Raw genomic sequence first — 19487 nt, forward strand, 5'->3', positions numbered from 1 at the left:
AATGAGTTGATACTAAGTCGAATAACTTGTAATTGGATGTACTCGCAGGTATGAACAATATTTTGAAAGGGCGAAGAGGTGCCATTATTAGATGCAGAAAAATTAAAGGAAAATGCGCTGACTTCCATTCGATTAGGAATTGAGGACTTTCAGCGCAGTCAGATTCCATTTGATCAAGGGGGTGATCCTGAACGAGCCCTTTCAGCTATTCGGAATTTATTTGCAGGAGTATTACTACTCTTTAAATATAAAATTGCTACATCCGTAGATGATCCTGAACATGCAGCTACTTTGATATTTAATCCCCCTGAAGTATTACCTCAAGCGGATGGTCACGGCGGAGTTGAGTGGCAACCTGTAGGAAACTTCAAAAAAACGACTATCGATGTTACAACGATAAAAAAGCGCTTCGATGGTTTCGGCATTGAAATGGATTGGGAAACTATCGATAAGCTCCAAGAGTGCCGCAATCATTTGGAACATTTGCATCCGGCTAATACACTCGGTGAAGTCGCAGACTTTGTCGCTGAGCTGTTCCCGATATTACGTGATTTTGTACATTCTGAGATGAACGAACAACCTGCGGACCTATTGGGTGGGGCTTGGCCGATAATGCTCAAACATCACACATTTTTTATTGACACAATTAAAGAGTGTGCAGAAGCCTGGACTGAAGCCGCCGTGCCAAAGCTAATCCAACCTTGGTTGGAAAAATGCCAATGCGAGGCTTGTGGCTCATCTCTTATACGTCCAGATAGTGATGACCTTGACGATGGGTTGCAAGTAGATGAGGACGATATAACATTCAGGTATGAATGTGTAGCTTGTGGATACAGAGACCTCATTGCACCTTTGATTATCAAAAGTCTAAGTAATGACTTTGATTATGATCCACGTGATGGTGGTGAGCCTAGTGTAGAGCGCTGCGATGAATGTCAGCGTGACACGTTCGTCATTCATGAGCAACAGTGCTTATGGTGTGAAGTGGAGCTCGATTACAAAGAGTGTAACGTTTGTGAAGAACCGTTGCGCCAGGATGATCAGGCAAACGGAGGACTTTGTGGATACCACCACCACGTATATGAAAAGGTTATGCGAGAAGATTGAATGAAGATTGTGTATATTTTCTCATATCACCTTGATGGGCATAAGGCCCTTAGTGAACTCTGACATTAATTGATCAGCCTCACAGCATACTCATTATGCTAAATACAAAAGTCTCAAGGTTGCTATCAGGGTCAGTTAACAGTCCTTTTGATATCAGCAAACAAGTTGACGATGTTATAAAAAGTCTATGATTGGAAGAGGAAAACTTAAACAGTTAATTCAAGCAGCGTTGCTGATTCGTAATCATTCTATATGAGGGCTTTCAAGTATGAGAGATATTTTTGTAAAGATATTATCTTTACACTCAAAAACTCCAAGCTCATTTCAAAGCACTTTTCCTCCCAAAAAAGGAGCATAACTTAACATTTATTTGTGTAAGCGTCATGATGTCGTTATTTATGAATCGTTTTAAGTAGGAAATCTCCCCTTTATAAGTACTACCGTTTTGACAGTCACCAAATCAATTATTGTAGATTTAATAAAGCCTTGTTTTTACAGGGCTTTATTATTTTGTGCATCAACAAAATGTGTGATTGAGATGTAGAAATAGAAAATGATGTGGTTCTGCTTAATAAGAAAAACCAGGCTAGTGCATGTGGGAGAGTGAGCAGGCATAATCTGCCTCGCAGATAGCGTCAGATCGGAATCTGCCACCTCTTGAATCTATACACCTAGTCAATGATAAACGCTGGCTGGGGTGCTTCAGTCAAAAACTAACATTGTTTTAGGCAAGAATTTAATAAATTTAAGACTTGATTCGACATTTAAATTAATTCATTCTTGGCGGTGTTCATGAGTTTATTTATTTAAATGAATCATGCGTACATTCATGTCAGTCACCCGTTGTAATGCGCTTTTCTAGGAAGGACCCCCACTCATGGCAACCCTCAATATCAATGGTACCACTCACCAAGTAGATGCCCCGGATGATATGCCCCTGCTATGGGCGATCAGAGATATTATCGGCCTGACAGGCACCAAGTTTGGCTGTGGCATTGCGCAATGCGGCGCATGCACGATTCATGTGGATGGTCAGGCGACGCGTTCTTGTGTCTTACCGATTTCGGCCGTGAGTGGTAAAAAAATTACGACCATAGAGGCGGTTGGCGAAACCGCAGCTGGTCAGTCAATTCAAAAAGCCTGGTTAGACCAGGAGGTGATGCAATGTGGTTATTGTCAGTCCGGTCAGATCATGTCAGCTTGTGCTTTGCTTAGCCAACACCCGCAGCCGAATGATGCGCAAATCGATGCTGCCATGTCAGGCAATATTTGCCGCTGTGGCACTTATCCACGTATACGTGCGGCGATCAAGTTAGCTGCCAAGGAAGGAGTCTGATCATGTCACAAGGGCTTATTCAAGCATTAGCCGATCAATACACGGTGGCGAATCCTCCTCGACGTCAGTTTCTTAAAATAGCCGCCTCAGTCAGTGCAACCGCGGCTGGCGGTATGGTGTTAAGTATCAGTTTGCCGGCCTTGAGCCAAAGCAAGCAAACCCAGGCCTATAGTGAGTTGGACAACGGCAAGGGCGTGCTGGCGCCTAATGGATTTATCAGGATTGATAAAACAGGCGAGGTCACCATGATTATGCCCAAGGTTGAAATGGGACAGGGGGTGTATACCTCTATTCCTATGCTATTAGCAGAAGAGCTAGAGGTGGATCTGCACACGGTGAAGCTGGAGCATGCCCCGCCCAATGAGAAGCTTTATGCAGATGCGTTGTTGGGCGCGCAGGTCACAGGCGGATCAACCTCCATCCGTGCACTGTGGGAGCCGATGCGTCAGGCGGGCGCCGTGTGTCGATCATTGCTCGTGACTGCCGCTGCACAGAAATGGAAAGTGGCTGCAGCGAGCTGTTATGCAAAATCGGGCGTGGTTTACCACGATGCATCAAGGCGAACACTGAGCTACGGTGCGCTAGTCGCTGCTGCCAGTCAATTGCCGGTGCCCAAGAGCGTCGTGCTCAAAGACCCTAAAGACTTTAAACTGATCGGGACTTCTGCCAAGCGTTTGGATACCCCTGACAAAGCAAATGGTCAGGCCAAGTTTGGCATTGATGCGCGTCCAAACAATGTGAAGTTCGCGGTGATTGCCACCTGTCCTGTGTTTGGTGGCAAGCTCGCCAGTGTGGATGATAGCCGCGCCCTGACAATGCCGAGCGTGCTGCAAGTCGTCAAGGTGGATAATGCGGTTGCGGTGATTGGCACGAATACCTGGGCCGCCAAACGTGGCCTGGGCGCGTTAGAGATCACATGGGATGAAGGCAAAAGCGCTGCGGTCAACACCCGTGATTTGATTCAAGACTTGCGTGAAGCAGCCAAAAAGCCAGGTGCCGTGGCTAAAAAAACAGGCAATGCTGCCAGTGCTTATAAAAAAGCTGATAAAACGCTCAGTGTTGAGTATGAGCAACCATTTTTGGCACATGCCACGATGGAACCTATGAACTGCACGGTAGAAGTCAGCGCTTTTGGCTGCGATATTTGGGTGGGGACGCAAATCCCTACCTTTGCGCAGGGCATGGCAGCCAAAATACTCAACATGCCGGTTGAAAAAGTCAGGTTACATAACTTCCTGATTGGCGGTGGTTTTGGCAGACGGCTAGAGTTTGATGGCGTTGTGCAGGCGGTGAAAGTGGCCAAGCAAGTGAAGGGGCCAGTCAAAGTGATCTGGACCCGGGAAGAAGATATCCAGCATGATATGTTCCGCCCTTATTACTTTGATCGCATCTCTGCCGGGCTGGATGCTCAAGGGAAACCGGTTGCATGGTCACACCGTATTGTCGGCTCGTCTATCATGGCGCGCTTTGCGCCGCCATTAGTCAAAAACGGCGTAGACCCGGATGCAGTAGAAGTCTCGGCGGAACTGCCGTATGCCTTACCGAATGTGTATGTTGATTACGTACGGGTAGAGCCGCGAGATGTGCCCACCGCATTTTGGCGCGGCGTTGGCCCGACGCGTGGTACGTTTGTGGTGGAAAGCTTTATCGATGAACTGGCGCACTTGGCGCACATCGATCCAGTGAAATACCGGCTGGATTTGCTCAGTCCAAGCCCTAGACTGAAAAACGCTTTGCAAACGGCGGTGAGCAAGAGTGACTGGGGTAAGCCACTCGCAAAAGGGCAGGGCCGCGGTGTGTCTGTGATGCATGCGTTTGGCACCTTCTTGGCGATGGTGGTCGATGTCACGGTGAATGATCAGGGTGAGGTGAAAATTAACCGCGTGGTCTCTGCGGTGGATTGCGGCATGACAGTGAATCCGGATACCGTGATTGCGCAAATTCAAGGTGGCGTTATTTTTGGCCTGACCGCTGTTTTATTCAACGAAATTACCATTGAACATGGCCGGGTGCAGCAAACGAACTTTAATGATTACCGCATGCTACGCATGAATGAATCACCGGCGATTGACGTGCACCTGATTAAAAGTGCCGAGGCACCAGGCGGCATTGGTGAACCTGGCACTGCCGCCATCGGCGCTGCATTAACCAATGCCGTGTTCTCGGCCACGGGCAAACGCATTCGCAAACTGCCGATTGGTCAACAACTGAAAGCATAAGGAGCCGCAATGAATCTGGCATCAGGGTTGATGAAATTAGGTCTCTCAGTGATCACGTTTACTTACTCTTTGAGTGTGTTTGCCGTCAATCTGGCAGAGGTCAAAAAAGGGGAGTATCTGGCCCGGGTCGGGGATTGTATCTCCTGTCACACTGCACCGCATGGTAAACCCTACGCGGGTGGCCTGCCCATGCTGACGCCAGTGGGCGCTATTTATACAACCAATATCACGCCTGATGCCGAAACAGGCATTGGTCGATACACTGAATCCGAGTTTGCTCACGCCCTGCGGCGCGGGGTGGCCAAAGATGGCCATCATCTTTATCCGGCCATGCCCTATCCGTCTTATGCCAAAGTCAGTGACGCCGACATTCACTATCTTTATTTGTACTTTATGCATGGCGTTAAACCTGTGCGCCAATCAAACAAGGCGAGCGAGATTCCCTGGCCCTTAAATTACAGGTTTCCTTTGGCTGTTTGGAATCGCATTTTTCTGGATAAGCAGACATATCAGGCAGATGCCTCAAAAGATGCCAGCTGGAATCGTGGCGCTTACTTGGTGCAGGGGCTGGGGCATTGTGGCGCTTGCCACACACCGCGTGGTCTGGCGTTTCAAGAAAAAGGGCTGACGCATGCCTCGGATCACTTTTTAAGTGGCGAAACCCTCGAAGGATGGTCGGCCACCAATTTACGTGGTGACCACAATACTGGCCTTGGCCGATGGTCTGAGGCAGATATTCTGGTCTATCTCAAATCTGGGGCGAATCAGCATAGTTCTGCGTTTGGCACCATGACCACCGTGATTAACAACAGCACAGAAGGCATGACAACAGAGGATTTAAGCGGTATCGCGACTTATTTGAAAACAATCAAAGGGACCAACGACAAGCATCAAAAACCTTATCAATATGATCCGAACGCGACTCAGGCTCAATTTAAAACCGTCACAAGTTATCCAGGCGCCAGGTTGTATCAACAATATTGCGTAGCCTGTCATGGTCAGGATGGTAAAGGGGTGGCGCCTTATTTATCACCGCTGGCTGGCAACCCTGCTGTTATGGACCCGGATCCATCATCACTGATTAACGTGATTTTGAATGGGTCGCCGCAGCTTAAAGCGCAAGGCGTGGCGGCACCGTTCAATATGCCGAAATTCCGCCACATGCTGAATGACACGGAGGTAGCGCAGCTCGTCAGTTTTATGCAGACGGCGTGGAATCATCCGCTGGAGGCGACCAGCGCGCAGGACGTCGCCAAGATTCGCAAACTGGCGCCTTCGGCTCATTAAGCTATATTTGCAAGATGTGCGCAGGCTGATTTCATGGGCAATCTTGTGAATTGAGCCCTTTCAAAACGTGGACTGCATCATTAGTATCAATCGCCCGAGTGATTCACTCGGGCGATTTTTTTGATGACGTCTGAAAGGTAAATGATGCCATGGATGCAGCCCCGGCAGGGATGCCGTCATGTGTTATTTGTTTGTATCGCCCTGTTATTGCTATGTGTGAGTGCAGTCCATGCGCGGCCAGCCCCAAAAACAGCGCATGTGCCGCAGTTAACCACTAAACAGGCCGTGAGCGCACATACCGAAGACCTGCGCGCGTTGATGCAGGCCTTATACACTGCATACCCAGCCGAACTGGCCAAGAGCACCCAGGTGGGGCCGCGCGAAATGACCGAGTGGGTGTTTGATGGCAAAGCGAATTGGCGTTTTGAGGGTATTCGTCGTTTGCAAGGACAAGAGGCCTTAGCCTTGCTGTTTGATCAAGCATTTGCCGGTGACCATATTTTGGCGCTGGTGGTTGGTTTGGAAACGTTGGTGTTTGAGGCTTATGGCAGCCATAACGAATTTGATATTCCAGCCGAACGTGACCAGCGAAGGCTCGCAATGCTGCTATGCGAGCTGCAAGCGTTGCCGCTGCGTTTGCAGGCTAACACGCAGATGAATACGGTGTTGCGTCAGCCCGTTGCGCAGCAGCATATTTCTACAACCCTGCAAACATTGATGCTGCGCCTACGAGATCGTGAGCAGGTGGCTGCGGCATGCCATTGATGTTTATGCGCGGACTTTAGTCTGCAACCAGGTCAAGCTGATGCCCCAATTTGTGCTTTTTGGTCGCCAGATACTGTGCATTGTGTGGATTGCTTTCCACTTCAAGTGGCGCCACGGTTTCAACCAGCACGCCCCAGGCGCTGAGTGCGGCAGATTTGTCGGGGTTGTTGCTCAATAAGCGTATGGAGCCAACCTGCAAATGTTGCAGCATGCCAGCGGCAATGTCGTAATTACGCTGGTCCACGGGCAGGTTTAAGGCGAGGTTGGCCTGCACGGTATCCAGCCCTTGCTCTTGCAAGGCATAAGCGCGGACTTTATTGGTGAGCCCGATACCGCGCCCTTCGTGGCCACGCAAATACAAAATCACCCCTTGCCCCTGTTGTTGTATCAGCCGCTGCGCCTGCTTGAATTGCTCACCGCAATCGCAGCGTTGAGAGCCAAACACGTCGCCGGTCAGGCACTCGGAGTGCACGCGCGTAAGCACGTTGGCCTGGCCGCTCACATCCCCTAGCTCCAGTGCGATATGTTCAATGCCGGTTCTGTGATCAACAAACGCATGCAGGCGGTAGCTGCCATACTCCGTGGCCAGGTTGGCGCTGGCCTGTGGCGTGATCAGCGCCTGCAATGCGGGCGGGGCTGGTTTGATGGCCAGATTACTTGAGGGCATTAATGGCCCCCATTTTAATCAGCTTGGCGCGCAGCACATTGCGGCTTAAACCAAGCAGTTTGGCCGTTTGCACCTGGTTGTGGTGGCAATGCTGATACGCAGCGCGCACTAGGGCGTCTTCCACATAATCATAGAGCTGGGCTTTGCCGGACTCAAACAGTTGCTGCAAGGCGTCTTCGAGCAAATCTGGCGCATGGCCGCCTGCGTGTTGTGTGTACTCTTGTTTAGGGCGGTGCAGCGAAATAGACGATAAGTGTAAGTCTTCACTACGCACCAGGTTATTGCGGCATATCAACAGTGAGTGATGAATGACGTTTTCGAGTTCACGGATATTGCCCGGCCAGCTATGTTGCAATAGCTTTTGTTTGGCGCTGTCGTCGAGACTGATTTCTGCGTAGCCAAGGCGACGCGTATATTCGCCGACAAAGTATTCGGCCAGCGGCAAAATATCGCCAGGGCGGTTTCTCAAGGTCGGCAGTTCGAGGTGAGCCACGCGCAAACGGTAAAACAGGTCTTCCCGGAAATTGCTTGCCTGTACGGCTTCTTCCAGGCGCACATTGGTGGCAGCAACTAGTCTGACATCAATCGGCGTGGATTTTCTGGCCCCCAGGCGCACCACTTCGCGTTCTTGTAGCACGCGTAGCAGCTTGACCTGAATGCTCAGTGGCAAGTCACCGATTTCATCCAAAAATAAGGTGCCGCCGTTAGCGGCTTCGAACCAGCCTGCCTTGGCGACAAACGCTCCGGTAAAAGCGCCTTTTTCGTGGCCAAACAATTCGCTTTCTACCAAGGTCTCAGAGAACGCGCCGCAGTTGACCGCGACAAACGGCTTGCCTTTACGGTTGCTTAAGGCATGCACATGGCGCGCGATCAGCTCTTTGCCGGTGCCGGTTTCACCAATAATCAGCACATTGGCGTCGCTAGGCGCAATCTGCTGAATGCGGCTGAGCAAGGCGATAGATTTGGGATCCTCAAACACTTGCGCAGTGGCGCGGATAGAGGTGGTCAGCGTGCGTGAATTCGGCAGCGTGAGCAGCTTTTTTTGATTGCTTTGATAATCCACGTCGTCCGCTGTGTCCAGATGCTCGATAAATTTGTCCATAATATTCATGAGTAAAATGTAGGGTGTGGAAAGCTGCCAGTCAGCGCCCATTCACCCAGCTCCTTAATTTTGTAATCTAGTGGATCATGCAAGGTATGCGTCCGCAGGTTGCGCCAGTGGCGGTCTAACCTTAGCCCGGCATGCGTTGCCCTGGAACCTGCAACCTCAAACATGCGGCTGGTGAGGTCCAGTCCGGTGCGGGTGGCCAGTACTTTGGCCGTGCTGATGCTGGTGGCCAGCAGGCCGCGATCTTCTTCTGTCAGCCTTAGGCCTTTGGCCCAGGCCGCATCCAGCTTTTCTGCCGCCTGGTTGGTCAGCGCGCGCGTGGCTTCCAGGCCGACCCAAAACTCGCCGTAATGGGCCAGGATATAAGGGTCATGGCTGGTGATATCAACCTTGGCATTTTGCCACGGCCGCGCTTCACGCAAAGTGTAGTGCTGGGCGTCATTAAAAGCGCCTTCGGCAATCCCCAAGTAGATATTGGTCAGAATCAGTTGCGCGATGAGTGGCCGCAGGCAGGCAAACGGGTTGCTCAGCGGGCCGGGCTCAGTCAGCAACTCGTTCTGCTCTATCCTGACTTTTTCAAAGTTGACCGTACCGCTATCCGTCTGGCGCTGGCCGATATTATCCCAGTCATCCAAAATCGTGATGCCTGTGCGCAACGTAGGGATGGCAGCAATCACCAACTGCCCATCGGTTTTTTTAATGGCCGAAGCAATCAGCATCTCTGAATCTAGTGCGCCCGAGCAAAAACTTTTTTTGCCGGAGAATTCATGCCAGTGGTCGTGGCTTTTGCACAGCGTGCGCTCATCCAGTGGGTTGAGTGCATTGCCCCAAAACCAGTTGAGTTGCGCCGTTTGTTCGTACCAGCGCTCCCACTGGTCAGGCCGTGAAAACAGGCGCACGGTGGCCAGCATTAAATGCTGAAAACCATACACATGCGCAATCGAGCTATCCACTTTGGCAAACTCGCGCGCCACCTGCAAGGTTTCTTGCCAGTCAGCGCCATGGCCGCCATATTGGCGCGGAATAATTAACGACAATAAGCCGCTGTTTCTCAGCGCATCGCGCTCCAGTTTCGGCGTGCCACCCACATGATCCCGCTCTACAGCCGTGAGCGAGAAAGACTCTGCCAGTTGCTTGGCCACAGCCAGTGCGTGCTGGCCTTGATGCAGGCTAGCCGTGGGCGGGATAGAAAAAGTATTGATATTCAACAGTAATATCCGTTTGATTGCTTATGCTTAACAGTTCAGCATGTTCTGTGCCAACTCCGGCGTAGCGAAAAAGTGGTGGCTGCACAAGCTGTGAAAAGTTTATTTTTGAATAAATTATGCTGATAAATCATAGGCTTGAATCTGAGTTGGTCAGGCGGCCTGTTGCGAGGCCTGGTTGGCCTAACCATTGCGCGTTTGCGCATGCTGCTGCGCAATCAGCACAGGTGCTGCTGAATAAGCAGCAGCCACAGAAAAGCTGCTGCTTATTCAGCAATTCAGTTTTTTGGTTTTATAAGTGCATGAATTTAATCACTTTTATTTATGGCATGCTCTTTGCAATCATGCTTGCCACAAGCTGTATGAATAAAAGGAAAGCAACATCATGGAAATTTTCTGGTTTTTACCCACGCACGGTGACCAGCGCTATCTTGGCACCAGCAAAGGCGCCAGACCGGCCACATTGTCCTACTTAAAGCAAATTGCGCAGGCGGCTGACCGCTTGGGTTATGGTGGCGTGCTCGTGCCTTCTGGCCGTTCATGCGAAGACGCCTGGGTGATTTCTTCTGCGCTCATCAACGAAACCAAGCAGCTCAAGTTTCTGGTGGCAACGCGTCCGGGGTTTATCTCGCCGGTGGTGTCAGCACGCATGGCCTCCACGCTGGATCGCATTTCTGGCGGCCGCTTGCTGATTAATGTGGTGGCGGGCGGTGATCCCGCCGAGCAGCAGGCTGAGGGCAGCTTTCTGGCGCATGACGCACGCTATGCGGAGGCGGAAGAATTTTTGTCGATCTGGCGTGCGGTATTAACCGAAGAAGCCGTTGATTATGAGGGCAACTATCTGCGCGTGAAGGGCGCCAGTTTGCCCACCGGCAGCTTGCAAAAGCCTTATCCACCGTTGTTTATTGGTGGCGCCTCAGACGCGGCGATTCAACTTAGCAGTAAACATATTGATGTGCATTTGACCTGGGGCGAGCCACCGGCTGCCGTGGCGGAAAAAATTCGCGTGATTCGCGAAGCGGCAGCCAAACAAGGTCGTAGCCTCCGCTTTGGTATTCGCCTGCATGTGATTGTGCGCGAAACCACTGAGCAGGCTTGGCAGGCGGCGGACGAACTGATTTCGCATGTGACCGACGAAACCATTGCTGCTGCGCAAGCCGCGGTGGCTAATTTTGACTCGGTGGCGCAAAAACGCATGACGGCCTTGCACCATGGCCGCCGCGATCAACTGGAGGTCTCGCCCAACTTATGGGCTGGCGTCGGCCTGGTGCGTGGCGGCGCTGGCACTGCGCTGGTGGGCAACCCGCAAGAGGTGGCTGAGCGCATTAAAGAATACCAGGCGCTAGGTATCGATTACTTTATCTTTTCTGGCTATCCGCATCTGGAGGAGTCGTATCGCGTGGCTGAGTTGTTGTTCCCGTTGCTGCCGCTCAAGCAGCAGGCCGATGCAGAAGTCAGCATCAATACCAATATGACAGGCCCGTTTGGCGCGGCCAAACCAGTCAAGCATGCGGCATAGGAGAGAAGATGACACTGGCACTGAATTCACGCCTGGACGACGTTGAAGCTTCACACGGCGTGGCCTTTAGCGGGTCTATACAAGAGATCACGCAGCAACTATGCGATTACCTGGCGCAAACAGCGGTAGAGCGCGATGCTGCAGGTGGCACGCCTTACGAGCAACGGCAGGCGGTGCGCGATAGCGGATTGCTCAAGTTACTGATCGCGAAAAACGATGGTGGTTTGGGCGGCAACTGGCAGCAAATTTACAGCATCATCCGCCAGATTGCGCGCGTTGATAGCTCGATTGCGCAGGTATTCGCCTTCCAGTTTTTGATGCTGGCGTCTATCCGGCTGTATGGCAGCGAGTCGCAATGGCAGCAGTATTTCCGCCTCACGGCGGAGCGCAATCTCTGGTGGGGCAATGCCTTAAACCCGCTCGATAACCGCACCATTGCACGCAAAGTGACTGGCGGCTATGTGTTTAGCGGGCAAAAAAGCTTTTGCTCTGGCTCCATGGGTTCTGACTATCTGATTGTGTCGGCGATTGAAGAGGGCAGCGGCAAGTTTTTGGTGGCCGCCGTGCCGACCAACCGTAGTGGCATTCACCTCAATGGCGATTGGGACAATATCGGCCAGCGCCAGACCGATAGCGGCAGCGCCGAGTTTACCCAATTGCGGGTCGACGACAGTGAGTTACTGATGCAGCCAGGCCCGTTGAGCTCACCGTTTGCCACCGTGCGCTCGCTGGTGGCGCAATTGATTTTTACCAATATCTACCTCGGCATTGCCGAAGGTGCCTTGCAAGAAGGCGCCAAATATACGCGCAGCAGCAGCCGGGTGTGGTCGGGTTCGTTGGCCAACACCGTCCACGAAGACCCTTTTACCTTGCTGCATTACGGCGAGTTTTGGGCCAGCTTGCATGCCTCGGCGGTGCTGGCCGACCACGCCGCCAATTTGCTCGATGCCGCCTGGCAGCAAACCTTGGGCCTCGATGAGCAGACGCGAGGCGAACTGGCGTTGGCGGTGTTCTCAGCCAAAGTGAATGCGACGCGGGCCGGACTGGATGTGACCACGCGTATTTTTGAAGTGGCGGGCGCCCGTGCCACCACTGCCAAGCTACGCATGGATAGATTCTGGCGTAATTTGCGCGTGTATACCCTGCATGACCCGGTGGATTACAAACTGAAAGATTTAGGCGATTGGGCGCTGAATGGGCAATACCCAACCCCCAGTTTTTATGCCTAGCAAGGTGATCACTCACTGCGTTTTCGAACGGCCATTATTAAAGAAAGTTTATGAAACAAAACATTATTGATCTACGTAACCGTCCTGCTTTTTTGCATGACTTTTTTGGCGCCACGCCGAATACACCTGCATACGACACAGCCAAATGGCTCAATCAGCGCGTTGGCTCGCTAGAGCCTGAGCATTTTCGTCGCTCCTATACGTTGGAAGGCTATTTGCAGGAGATTGACGCCGCAGGCATTGATTTTGCCGTAGTGGTTGGCCGCGAAACCCCAGATTTAACCATAGACGACCAGCAGATTGCCGACTTGGTCAAACATAGCCCGAAATTGGTGGGCTTAGGCTCGGTGGATATTGAAACGCGCGGCGTGGAAAGTGCGCTGGCGGCGATTGAAAAAGCCGTGAACCACTATGGCTTTAAGGCGATTAATATCGAGCCAGGCTTTGGTAAACCTGCACGCCAGGTGGATGACCCGATATTTGAACCGGTCTACGAAGCGTGCCAGCAATACGGTGTGCCTGTGTGCGTGATGTCCGGCCCGACCACGCCAGATTTGGATTATGCGCACCCGAATGCCATCGCTAGGGTAGCGAGAAAATACCCCAATTTAAACATTATTTGTTTTCACGGCTATTACCCGTTTGTAAATGAAATTGTCGGCGCGGCTTTGCGTTATCCCAACCTGTATTTAGTGCCGGATATGTATATTTTCCAGCCCGGCGCCGAGCTCTATGTGCAAGCCGCCAACCAGTTTTTGGGCGACCAGTTGTTGTTCGGCACCTCGTATCCGTTCCGACCCATGCAGCAAACCATCAATGATTTCGCCGCACTGGGTTTTAAAGAGACGGTGCTGGACAAAGTGTTTTATCAAAACGCCGCACGGTTGTTAAACCTCAGCGTTTAGCAGGTGAAAGGAAACAGTATGTTACAAAAAACAGAGCAGTTCGATCAGGTATCCACGGCCATCGAGGCTATCGCCAACGGCGAGTTTGTGATTGTGGTGGATGATACTGACCGCGAAAATGAAGGCGATCTGATTATCGCCGCCGAAAAAATCACCACCGAAAAAATGGCGTTTCTAGTCAGGCATAGCAGCGGTTTGGTCTGCGTCGGTATGCCCGCGCCACGCTTGCAGGCACTCGAGTTACCACAAATGGTGACGCATAACGCAGATCCATTCCGCACAGCGTTTACGGTGAGCGTCGATTACAAATACGGCACCACCAGCGGCATTTCGGCGGCGGATCGTGCGCTCACGCTACGCAAGCTGGCCGACCCAGCCAGTGTGGCCAGTGATTTTCACCGCCCTGGCCATATTTTCCCGCTACGTGCGCGCCGTGGCGGTGTGCTGGAACGTCCCGGCCATACCGAGGCGGCGCATGATCTGGCGGCACTGGCAGGCTTGCAACCGGTTGGTGTGTTATGCGAGATCGTTAATGACGATGGCAGCATGGCCAGACGCCCGGACTTATTCAAATTTGCCAAACGACATGGTTTAATCATCATCACCATTGCCGATATGATCGCCTACCGTGCGCGCCAGCGCAGCGAGACATCGCCAGTGCCGTTGTTTCGTCAGCAAAGCCGATTGCTGGATGCGGCTATGGTCTACAGCGGTTAAATGCCAATACGCGTTAAAACAATAAAGCCCTCATACGAGGGCTTTATTGATCGCGGCTTTAGATTAAGGCCTTCAATACATCGATGACCTTAAATCCAGGGGTGACGCGGCGGTTTCACGTTGTTTAAGCTGTAATTGCCGACTGCGTGATACTTCCAGCGCACCGGGTCATGCAGCGTATGCGTACGCGCATTGCGCCAGTGGCGGTCAAGGTTGTATTCACCTAATGTGGAACGTGTGCCTGCCAGTTCAAACAATTTGCTGCCTGCCAGCAAGGCGGTTTCGGTGCTCAGCACCTTGGCTTCGGCCACCGCAATCGAGGCTTCTGCTACCGTGTCTTCGTTCGGGTTACGTTGCGCTTCGTCTATATATTCACCCGCGCGGGCCAACAAGGCTTCAGTCGCGTGTAAACGAATCTGCAAGTCGCCGATGTCTTTAATGGTGTGCGGGTCTTCGTAACCGTGTTCGAGCTCGGTATCGATCCAAGGGCGGGTGTAGTTGCGCACAAAGTGCAGCGTGTCTTTAAACGCGGCACGTGCAATGCCAGTGTCGACGGCGGCCTGGATAATCTGTGCCACCGGGCCCATCGTGGTCGGGCGGTCAAAGGCCAAATGGTGCGGCAACACATACTCGCTAGGCACAAAAATATTTTCCAGAATGGTGGTGCCGCTGGCGGTGGTGCGTTGACCAAAGCTGGACCAGTCGTCAATGATGGTCAGGCCTTCGGCGCCAGCCGGGACAAACGCCACCACGGTATTGTCGTGCTCATCCTTGGCCACCACTGGCACCCAGTCTGCTAGCAAAGCGCCAGAAGAATAGAATTTTTTGCCGTTTAAAAAGTAGCCACTGTTGGTCGGTGTCAGTTTGGTTTTGACGTCATTGACGCTACGAGTGCCGATTTCAGAAAAGGCATTGCCAAAGCGCACGCCTTGTAGCACCAGCTCATAAAAATATTTCTTTTGAAACTCGGTGCCGTCCAGGCGCAGACCTTCCACCATATATAAATGGTTTTGCGGAATCTGGCCAATGCTAGGGTCGGCTTCGGCCACCGTGGCAATCACTTCGGCCAAGGTTTTGTTCGACACAAAAGCGCCGCCATATTCTTTAGGCACAGTAATGCCCCACAAGCCGCTGCTAGAAAATAAATCCAGCTCTTTGCGCGGCAAGCGTCTTTCCTGGTCACGGATCACCGCCTCTTTGGCGATTTCACTGGCGACTTGTTTGGCCACGCTAATGGCTTCGGCATCGCTTTTAATGATATGTGCCGGTTGTCGCGGCTGATGGGTGGGCAAATGTGCAATGTTGCTTGCCTGTGCAGTCATATTAAATCCTTCTCTGATCAACGTTGATAATAAAGGCGTCGCGCTGCTGATTAAGCAACGACGCGTGACCCTCTTCACAGTGCATTTAATATGCCAATTTGTAAGTCATTGAATTTAAATATAAACATGAAAATCCCATGCCTGTGCCGCCTCTGTAGAAACAGTTTGTTGCTGAATGGCTGCTGATTAATCAGCAGCTGCATGGCCGCAAAACACCACTCAGGAGGGATTGCGCTGCTGCTTTTTGAGGATAGATGCTGCTACAGCAGCAGCGCATCAGCAAAATAGGCCTGAATTCAACAGGATGAAAATATAAAAAACAACATAAGTCATTGAAATATATCAATAAATAAGTTTGGCATGGATGCTGCTATTGATTAAGCAAGCTGGCCTGAATGCTATTGCACACGCAAAGCGGCAGCCGCAACCTTAATTAGGAGTCATCATGAGTCGTCCATTAAAAGTCACTGCCGTCTCTGGCAGTTATAAATTGCCTTCCAGAACCGCTGCGCTGGTCGAGGCGATCACCCAACAACTGGGTGAACAATTACCCATTGATCTGCATGTGATTGAGTTGAGCGAAATCGGCAGCAGCCTGGTGGCGTCTTACGACCCGAAAGCGCTGCCACTGAAGGTGCAACAAGATATCCAGGCGATTGAAACCGCTGACCTGCTGGTGGTGGCGACGCCGGTCTACCGTGCGTCTTATAGCGGCCTGTTCAAGCACCTGTTTGACCTGGTGAATTACGAAGCGCTGGTCGATGTGCCTGTGTTGTTAGCGGCGACGGGCGGCAGTGATCGCCATGCTTTAATTATTGATCACGAACTGCGCCCCTTGTTTAGCTTTTTCCAGGCACTCACCTTGCCGATTGGCGTGTATGCCACCGAAGCCGACTTTGAAAACTATCAGGTGAAAAACCCGGCCGTCACGGCGCGTATTGCGTTGGCCGTAGAGCGTGCCTTGCCTTTGCTCAAGCACCGTGAGCTGGTGAATAAAGACCATTTGCTGGCCGTATAAGTCAGCCGATTATTTGGAGAACGAAAAATGAGTACAGAAAACATTAAATTTGCCTATTGGGTGCCTAACGTCAGCGGTGGCCTGGTGGTGAGTAATATTGAGCAGCGCACCAGCTGGGATATCGACTACAACCGCAAATTGGCACAAATTGCCGAAAAAGCAGGTTTTGAGTATGCCCTAAGCCAGATCCGTTTTACCGCCGGTTATGGTGCAGAGTTTCAGCATGAGTCTGTGTCTTTTTCGCACGCGTTATTGGCGGCGACCACTAAATTAAAAGTGATTGCAGCGATTTTGCCCGGCCCGTGGAACCCGGTGCTGGCGGCCAAGCAGTTGGCGACCATTGATCTGCTGACCGAAGGCCGGATTGCAGTGAATATTGTGTCTGGCTGGTTCCGTGGCGAATTCACCGCCATTGGCGAACATTGGTGGCTGGACCATAACGAGCGTTATCGCCGCTCTAAAGAGTTTATCGAAGCACTTAAAGGCATCTGGACGCAGGATAACTTTACCTACCGCGGTGACTTCTATCGTTTTAGCAACTACACGCTGAAACCAAAACCACTGCAGCAGCCGCACCCGGAAATCTTCCAGGGCGGTAGCTCACGGGCGGCGCGCGACAATGCGGCCAGCGTGTCCGACTGGTATTTCACCAACGGCAATACGGTTGAGGGCATTCAGACGCAAGTGGATGATATTCGCGCCAAAGCGGCGGCTAATAATCACCAGGTCAAAATCGGCGTGAATGCGTTTGTGATTGCGCGTGATACCGAAGAAGAAGCCAAAGCCGTGTTGGCAGAAATTATTGCCAAAGCCAACCCCGACGCCGTGAATGCGTTTGGTCATGAGGTGAAAAATGCCGGCGCTGCCAGCCCGGAAAAAGAAGGTAACTGGGCGAAGTCGACCTTTGAAGACCTGGTGCAATACAACGATGGCTTTAAAACCAACCTGATTGGCACGCCGCAACAGATTGCTGAACGCATCGTGGCCTTAAAAGCGGTCGGCGTCGACCTGGTATTGGCGGGCTTTTTGCACTTTCAGGAAGAAGTGGCTTACTTTGGCGAAAAAGTGCTGCCACTGGTGCGCGAGCTCGAAGCCAAAAAACTGGCCAAAGCGGCTTAACGGACCTTGACGAATCACGCTATGGCCGCTGATACATTACCCCACTGGTTGGCATTGCAGGCGCAGCAACGCCCCGCCAGGGTGGCGATCCGCCACAAACAATTAGGCCTCTGGCAACAACATCCCTGGCAGTCTGTGCATCAGGCCGTGTTGCGGGCCGCTCACTTTCTGCAGCAACGCGGATTCGCCAAGGGCGATACGCTATTTTTGCTGAGCGAGCCCCGGCCGGAAGCCTTGTTGTTGTCGCTGGCCGCGCATTGGCTGGGTGGCGTCTCTGCACCGCTGGATGCGGCCTATGCGCAACCACAGTTGCTGGATTTGCTGCATACGCTGCGGCCTAAATTTGTGTTTGCTGAAGCGCAGACGCAGGTCGACCAGGTGCTGGCGGCCAAGCCGGATGTGTCATTGCTGATCTATGCAGATGCGCGCGGGCTGGCTGGTTACCGCCATCCGGCAATCCAGGCTTACAGTGACATCGTTGCGAATGCGGTGGACGAAGCATTGGCCAGTGTGGCTGAAAACCACGATGTTGCGTTCCGTTTCTATCGTTTGGGCGCGCAGTATCAGTTGGAGTACCGCGAACTGACGCATGCCGAGTTGTTGCATAACGGTCGTCAGCTGGTCGCGCAGGAAGCGCTGACCGAGGAGGAGCAAGCGCTGGCGGCACGAGCGTTTGCTGCTAGCGGCCATGCCCGATATTTGTTGTCACCGTGGTTGCTGGCCGGTTTTACGCTGAATTTCCCCGAAAATCTGGCGACCCGCGATACTGACAGACGCGAGTTAGGACCTACGCTGGTGGCGGGCACGGCGGCGACTTACCAGCGCTTATATACCCTCACCCAATCGCGTTGGCCGCTGCCTGCCAGCTGGCAATTTGGCTTAGTGGCGTGGGCGTTGCGCGCGTACCAACAGCAACTGCCGGTGCTGGCCACATTGGCCAACTGGCTGGTGATTTTGCCCTTGCAAGACGTGCTCGGCCTGCGCCGTACGCGCGTGCCTTTGCTGGTCGGCGAGCCGTTGTCGGCCGAGGCCGAGCAGTTCTTTTTGTCGATTGGCATTCAGGTGCGCAGTTGGCCGGAGGCGACAGCCTGGCAGACCAGCCAGTTGCAGGTGATCCCGCGCCAGCCAGAGGCAGTGGATGGTTACTTCGGTTTAAAAACATTGAGAGCCGCCACATGACCGTTGCACAGCCATTATTGGCGCTAGACCATATTTCACTGTCATTCAAAGGCGTGAAAGCCATTACCAATATCAGCTTTGCCGTCAACAAAGGCGAAATCTGCGCCCTGATTGGCCCTAACGGTGCCGGTAAAAGCTCGTTGCTCAATGTGATTAACGGTGTTTACCAGGCCGATGATGGGCGTATCACTTATCAGGGCGAGTCGCGCAGCACCATGCAGCCGCAGTGGGCGGCCAAGCGCGGTGTGGCTCGCACCTTTCAAAACATCGCCTTGTTCAAGGGCATGTCGGTGCTGGATAACGTACTTAGCGGCACCAACCTTAAAGTGAAAAGTAGTTGGTTGGAACAGGTGTTCAACCTCGGCCGCGCACCCGCCGATGCGTTGCGTCAGCGCCAGAAAGCCGAGCGCGTGATTGCCTTTTTAAAACTACAACCCTGGCGCAACAGCATTGTTGGCGGCTTGCCTTATGGTTTGCAAAAGCGCGTGGAGCTGGCGCGGGCGCTGGCGGCGGAGCCGGAGTTGCTGCTGCTCGATGAGCCGATGGCAGGGATGAATGCCGATGAAAAAGCCGAGATGAGCCGCTTTATTGTTGAGACGCGGCGTGAGTTTGGCACCACCATCGTCCTGATTGAGCATGATATTGGCGTGGTGATGTCTTTGTCTGACCATGTGGTGGTGCTCGATTACGGCAAAAAAATCGGTGACGGCTCGCCGGATGAGGTGCGCACCAACCCGGACGTGATTGCTGCTTACCTGGGCACAAAACATGGATAACAGGCCTAA

The 19487-nt window shown here is 52.4% G+C and carries 17 protein-coding genes; 13 read left to right on the plus strand and 4 right to left on the minus strand.

The window, feature by feature from the left end; genetic code table 11:
- Positions 1–78 precede the first annotated feature (78 nt).
- From E6Q52_RS07300 to E6Q52_RS07320, 5 genes are all read left to right on the plus strand, one after another.
- On the plus strand, positions 79–1107 hold the full coding sequence (locus E6Q52_RS07300; RefSeq protein WP_292820479.1) for a hypothetical protein: 1029 nt from the start codon (positions 79–81) through the stop codon (positions 1105–1107).
- 877 nt (positions 1108–1984) lie between these two features.
- Positions 1985–2443, plus strand: a complete 459-nt coding sequence (locus E6Q52_RS07305; protein ID WP_292820482.1) for a (2Fe-2S)-binding protein — start codon at positions 1985–1987, stop codon at positions 2441–2443.
- Between the two features lie 2 nt (positions 2444–2445).
- Entirely contained in the window at positions 2446–4662 is a 2217-nt protein-coding gene (locus E6Q52_RS07310; RefSeq protein WP_292820485.1) for a xanthine dehydrogenase family protein molybdopterin-binding subunit, read from the plus strand.
- A 9-nt stretch (positions 4663–4671) separates the two neighbouring features.
- On the plus strand, positions 4672–5949 hold the full coding sequence (locus E6Q52_RS07315) for a cytochrome c (protein WP_292820488.1): 1278 nt from the start codon (positions 4672–4674) through the stop codon (positions 5947–5949).
- A gap of 180 nt (positions 5950–6129) precedes the next feature.
- A complete protein-coding gene (locus E6Q52_RS07320) occupies positions 6130–6714 on the plus strand; it encodes a hypothetical protein (protein ID WP_292820490.1) in 585 nt (194 codons plus the stop codon).
- A gap of 16 nt (positions 6715–6730) precedes the next feature.
- On the opposite strand, the gene ribA is transcribed toward E6Q52_RS07320, so the two are convergent.
- The 3 genes from ribA to E6Q52_RS07335 are packed head-to-tail and all read right to left on the minus strand — an operon-like array spanning position 6731 to position 9697.
- Positions 6731–7381, minus strand: a complete 651-nt coding sequence (gene ribA / locus E6Q52_RS07325; RefSeq protein WP_292820493.1) for a GTP cyclohydrolase II — start codon at positions 7379–7381, stop codon at positions 6731–6733.
- Complete coding sequence (locus tag E6Q52_RS07330; RefSeq protein ID WP_292820567.1) at positions 7368–8483, minus strand: sigma-54-dependent Fis family transcriptional regulator; 1116 nt, start codon at positions 8481–8483, stop codon at positions 7368–7370. Before E6Q52_RS07330 ends, ribA begins: the two co-directional genes overlap by 14 nt.
- A 5-nt stretch (positions 8484–8488) precedes the next feature.
- Positions 8489–9697, minus strand: a complete 1209-nt coding sequence (locus E6Q52_RS07335; protein ID WP_292820496.1) for an acyl-CoA dehydrogenase family protein — start codon at positions 9695–9697, stop codon at positions 8489–8491.
- A 382-nt stretch (positions 9698–10079) separates the two neighbouring features.
- Between E6Q52_RS07335 and ssuD the strand changes: the two genes are divergently transcribed.
- The 4 genes from ssuD to ribB are packed head-to-tail and all read left to right on the plus strand — an operon-like array spanning position 10080 to position 14064.
- Complete coding sequence (ssuD, locus tag E6Q52_RS07340) at positions 10080–11213, plus strand: FMNH2-dependent alkanesulfonate monooxygenase (RefSeq protein ID WP_292820499.1); 1134 nt, start codon at positions 10080–10082, stop codon at positions 11211–11213.
- Positions 11214–11221: 8 nt separating this feature from the next.
- Entirely contained in the window at positions 11222–12442 is a 1221-nt protein-coding gene (locus E6Q52_RS07345) for an acyl-CoA dehydrogenase family protein (RefSeq protein WP_292820501.1), read from the plus strand.
- A 50-nt stretch (positions 12443–12492) separates the two neighbouring features.
- Positions 12493–13347, plus strand: coding sequence for an amidohydrolase family protein (locus tag E6Q52_RS07350; RefSeq protein ID WP_292820504.1), 855 nt, complete (start codon positions 12493–12495; stop codon positions 13345–13347).
- 18 nt (positions 13348–13365) lie between these two features.
- Positions 13366–14064: a 3,4-dihydroxy-2-butanone-4-phosphate synthase gene (gene ribB, locus E6Q52_RS07355; protein WP_292820507.1), complete on the plus strand. Its 699-nt coding sequence runs from the start codon at positions 13366–13368 to the stop codon at positions 14062–14064.
- 89 nt (positions 14065–14153) lie between these two features.
- Here ribB and E6Q52_RS07360 read toward each other — a convergent pair whose 3' ends face one another.
- Positions 14154–15386 carry an SfnB family sulfur acquisition oxidoreductase gene (locus E6Q52_RS07360; protein ID WP_292820510.1) on the minus strand — a complete coding sequence of 411 codons (1233 nt, stop codon included), beginning with the start codon at positions 15384–15386 and terminating at the stop codon, positions 14154–14156.
- Positions 15387–15831: 445 nt separating this feature from the next.
- On the opposite strand from E6Q52_RS07360, the gene msuE reads away from it, so the two are divergent.
- From msuE to E6Q52_RS07380, 4 genes are read left to right on the plus strand one after another with little or no spacing between them, the layout of a single operon-like run.
- On the plus strand, positions 15832–16404 hold the full coding sequence (msuE, locus tag E6Q52_RS07365; protein WP_292820513.1) for an FMN reductase: 573 nt from the start codon (positions 15832–15834) through the stop codon (positions 16402–16404).
- A gap of 27 nt (positions 16405–16431) precedes the next feature.
- Complete coding sequence (gene sfnG / locus E6Q52_RS07370) at positions 16432–17523, plus strand: dimethylsulfone monooxygenase SfnG (protein WP_292820516.1); 1092 nt, start codon at positions 16432–16434, stop codon at positions 17521–17523.
- Positions 17524–17529: 6 nt separating this feature from the next.
- Positions 17530–18702, plus strand: coding sequence for an AMP-binding protein (locus E6Q52_RS07375; protein WP_292820519.1), 1173 nt, complete (start codon positions 17530–17532; stop codon positions 18700–18702).
- Complete coding sequence (locus E6Q52_RS07380) at positions 18699–19478, plus strand: ABC transporter ATP-binding protein (RefSeq protein ID WP_292820522.1); 780 nt, start codon at positions 18699–18701, stop codon at positions 19476–19478. Before E6Q52_RS07375 ends, E6Q52_RS07380 begins: the two co-directional genes overlap by 4 nt.
- Positions 19479–19487 lie beyond the last annotated feature (9 nt).

Source organism: Methylophilus sp., from assembly GCF_008015755.1.
Taxonomy (GTDB): domain Bacteria; phylum Pseudomonadota; class Gammaproteobacteria; order Burkholderiales; family Methylophilaceae; genus Methylophilus.

Bases quoted from the DNA above. Each gene is read 5' to 3' on its own strand.
- E6Q52_RS07315 (WP_292820488.1), top strand. From the start codon at position 4,672: ATGAATCTGGCATCAGGGTTGATGAAATTAGGTCTCTCAGTGATCACG.
- E6Q52_RS07330 (WP_292820567.1), bottom strand. From the start codon at position 8,483: ATGGACAAATTTATCGAGCATCTGGACACAGCGGACGACGTGGATTAT.
- E6Q52_RS07350 (WP_292820504.1), top strand. From the start codon at position 12,493: ATGAAACAAAACATTATTGATCTACGTAACCGTCCTGCTTTTTTGCAT.
- E6Q52_RS07360 (WP_292820510.1), bottom strand. From the start codon at position 15,386: ATGACTGCACAGGCAAGCAACATTGCACATTTGCCCACCCATCAGCCG.
- ssuD (WP_292820499.1), top strand. From the start codon at position 10,080: ATGGAAATTTTCTGGTTTTTACCCACGCACGGTGACCAGCGCTATCTT.
- sfnG (WP_292820516.1), top strand. From the start codon at position 16,432: ATGAGTACAGAAAACATTAAATTTGCCTATTGGGTGCCTAACGTCAGC.
- msuE (WP_292820513.1), top strand. From the start codon at position 15,832: ATGAGTCGTCCATTAAAAGTCACTGCCGTCTCTGGCAGTTATAAATTG.
- ribA (WP_292820493.1), bottom strand. From the start codon at position 7,381: ATGCCCTCAAGTAATCTGGCCATCAAACCAGCCCCGCCCGCATTGCAG.
- E6Q52_RS07310 (WP_292820485.1), top strand. From the start codon at position 2,446: ATGTCACAAGGGCTTATTCAAGCATTAGCCGATCAATACACGGTGGCG.
- E6Q52_RS07305 (WP_292820482.1), top strand. From the start codon at position 1,985: ATGGCAACCCTCAATATCAATGGTACCACTCACCAAGTAGATGCCCCG.
- ribB (WP_292820507.1), top strand. From the start codon at position 13,366: ATGTTACAAAAAACAGAGCAGTTCGATCAGGTATCCACGGCCATCGAG.
- E6Q52_RS07345 (WP_292820501.1), top strand. From the start codon at position 11,222: ATGACACTGGCACTGAATTCACGCCTGGACGACGTTGAAGCTTCACAC.
- E6Q52_RS07380 (WP_292820522.1), top strand. From the start codon at position 18,699: ATGACCGTTGCACAGCCATTATTGGCGCTAGACCATATTTCACTGTCA.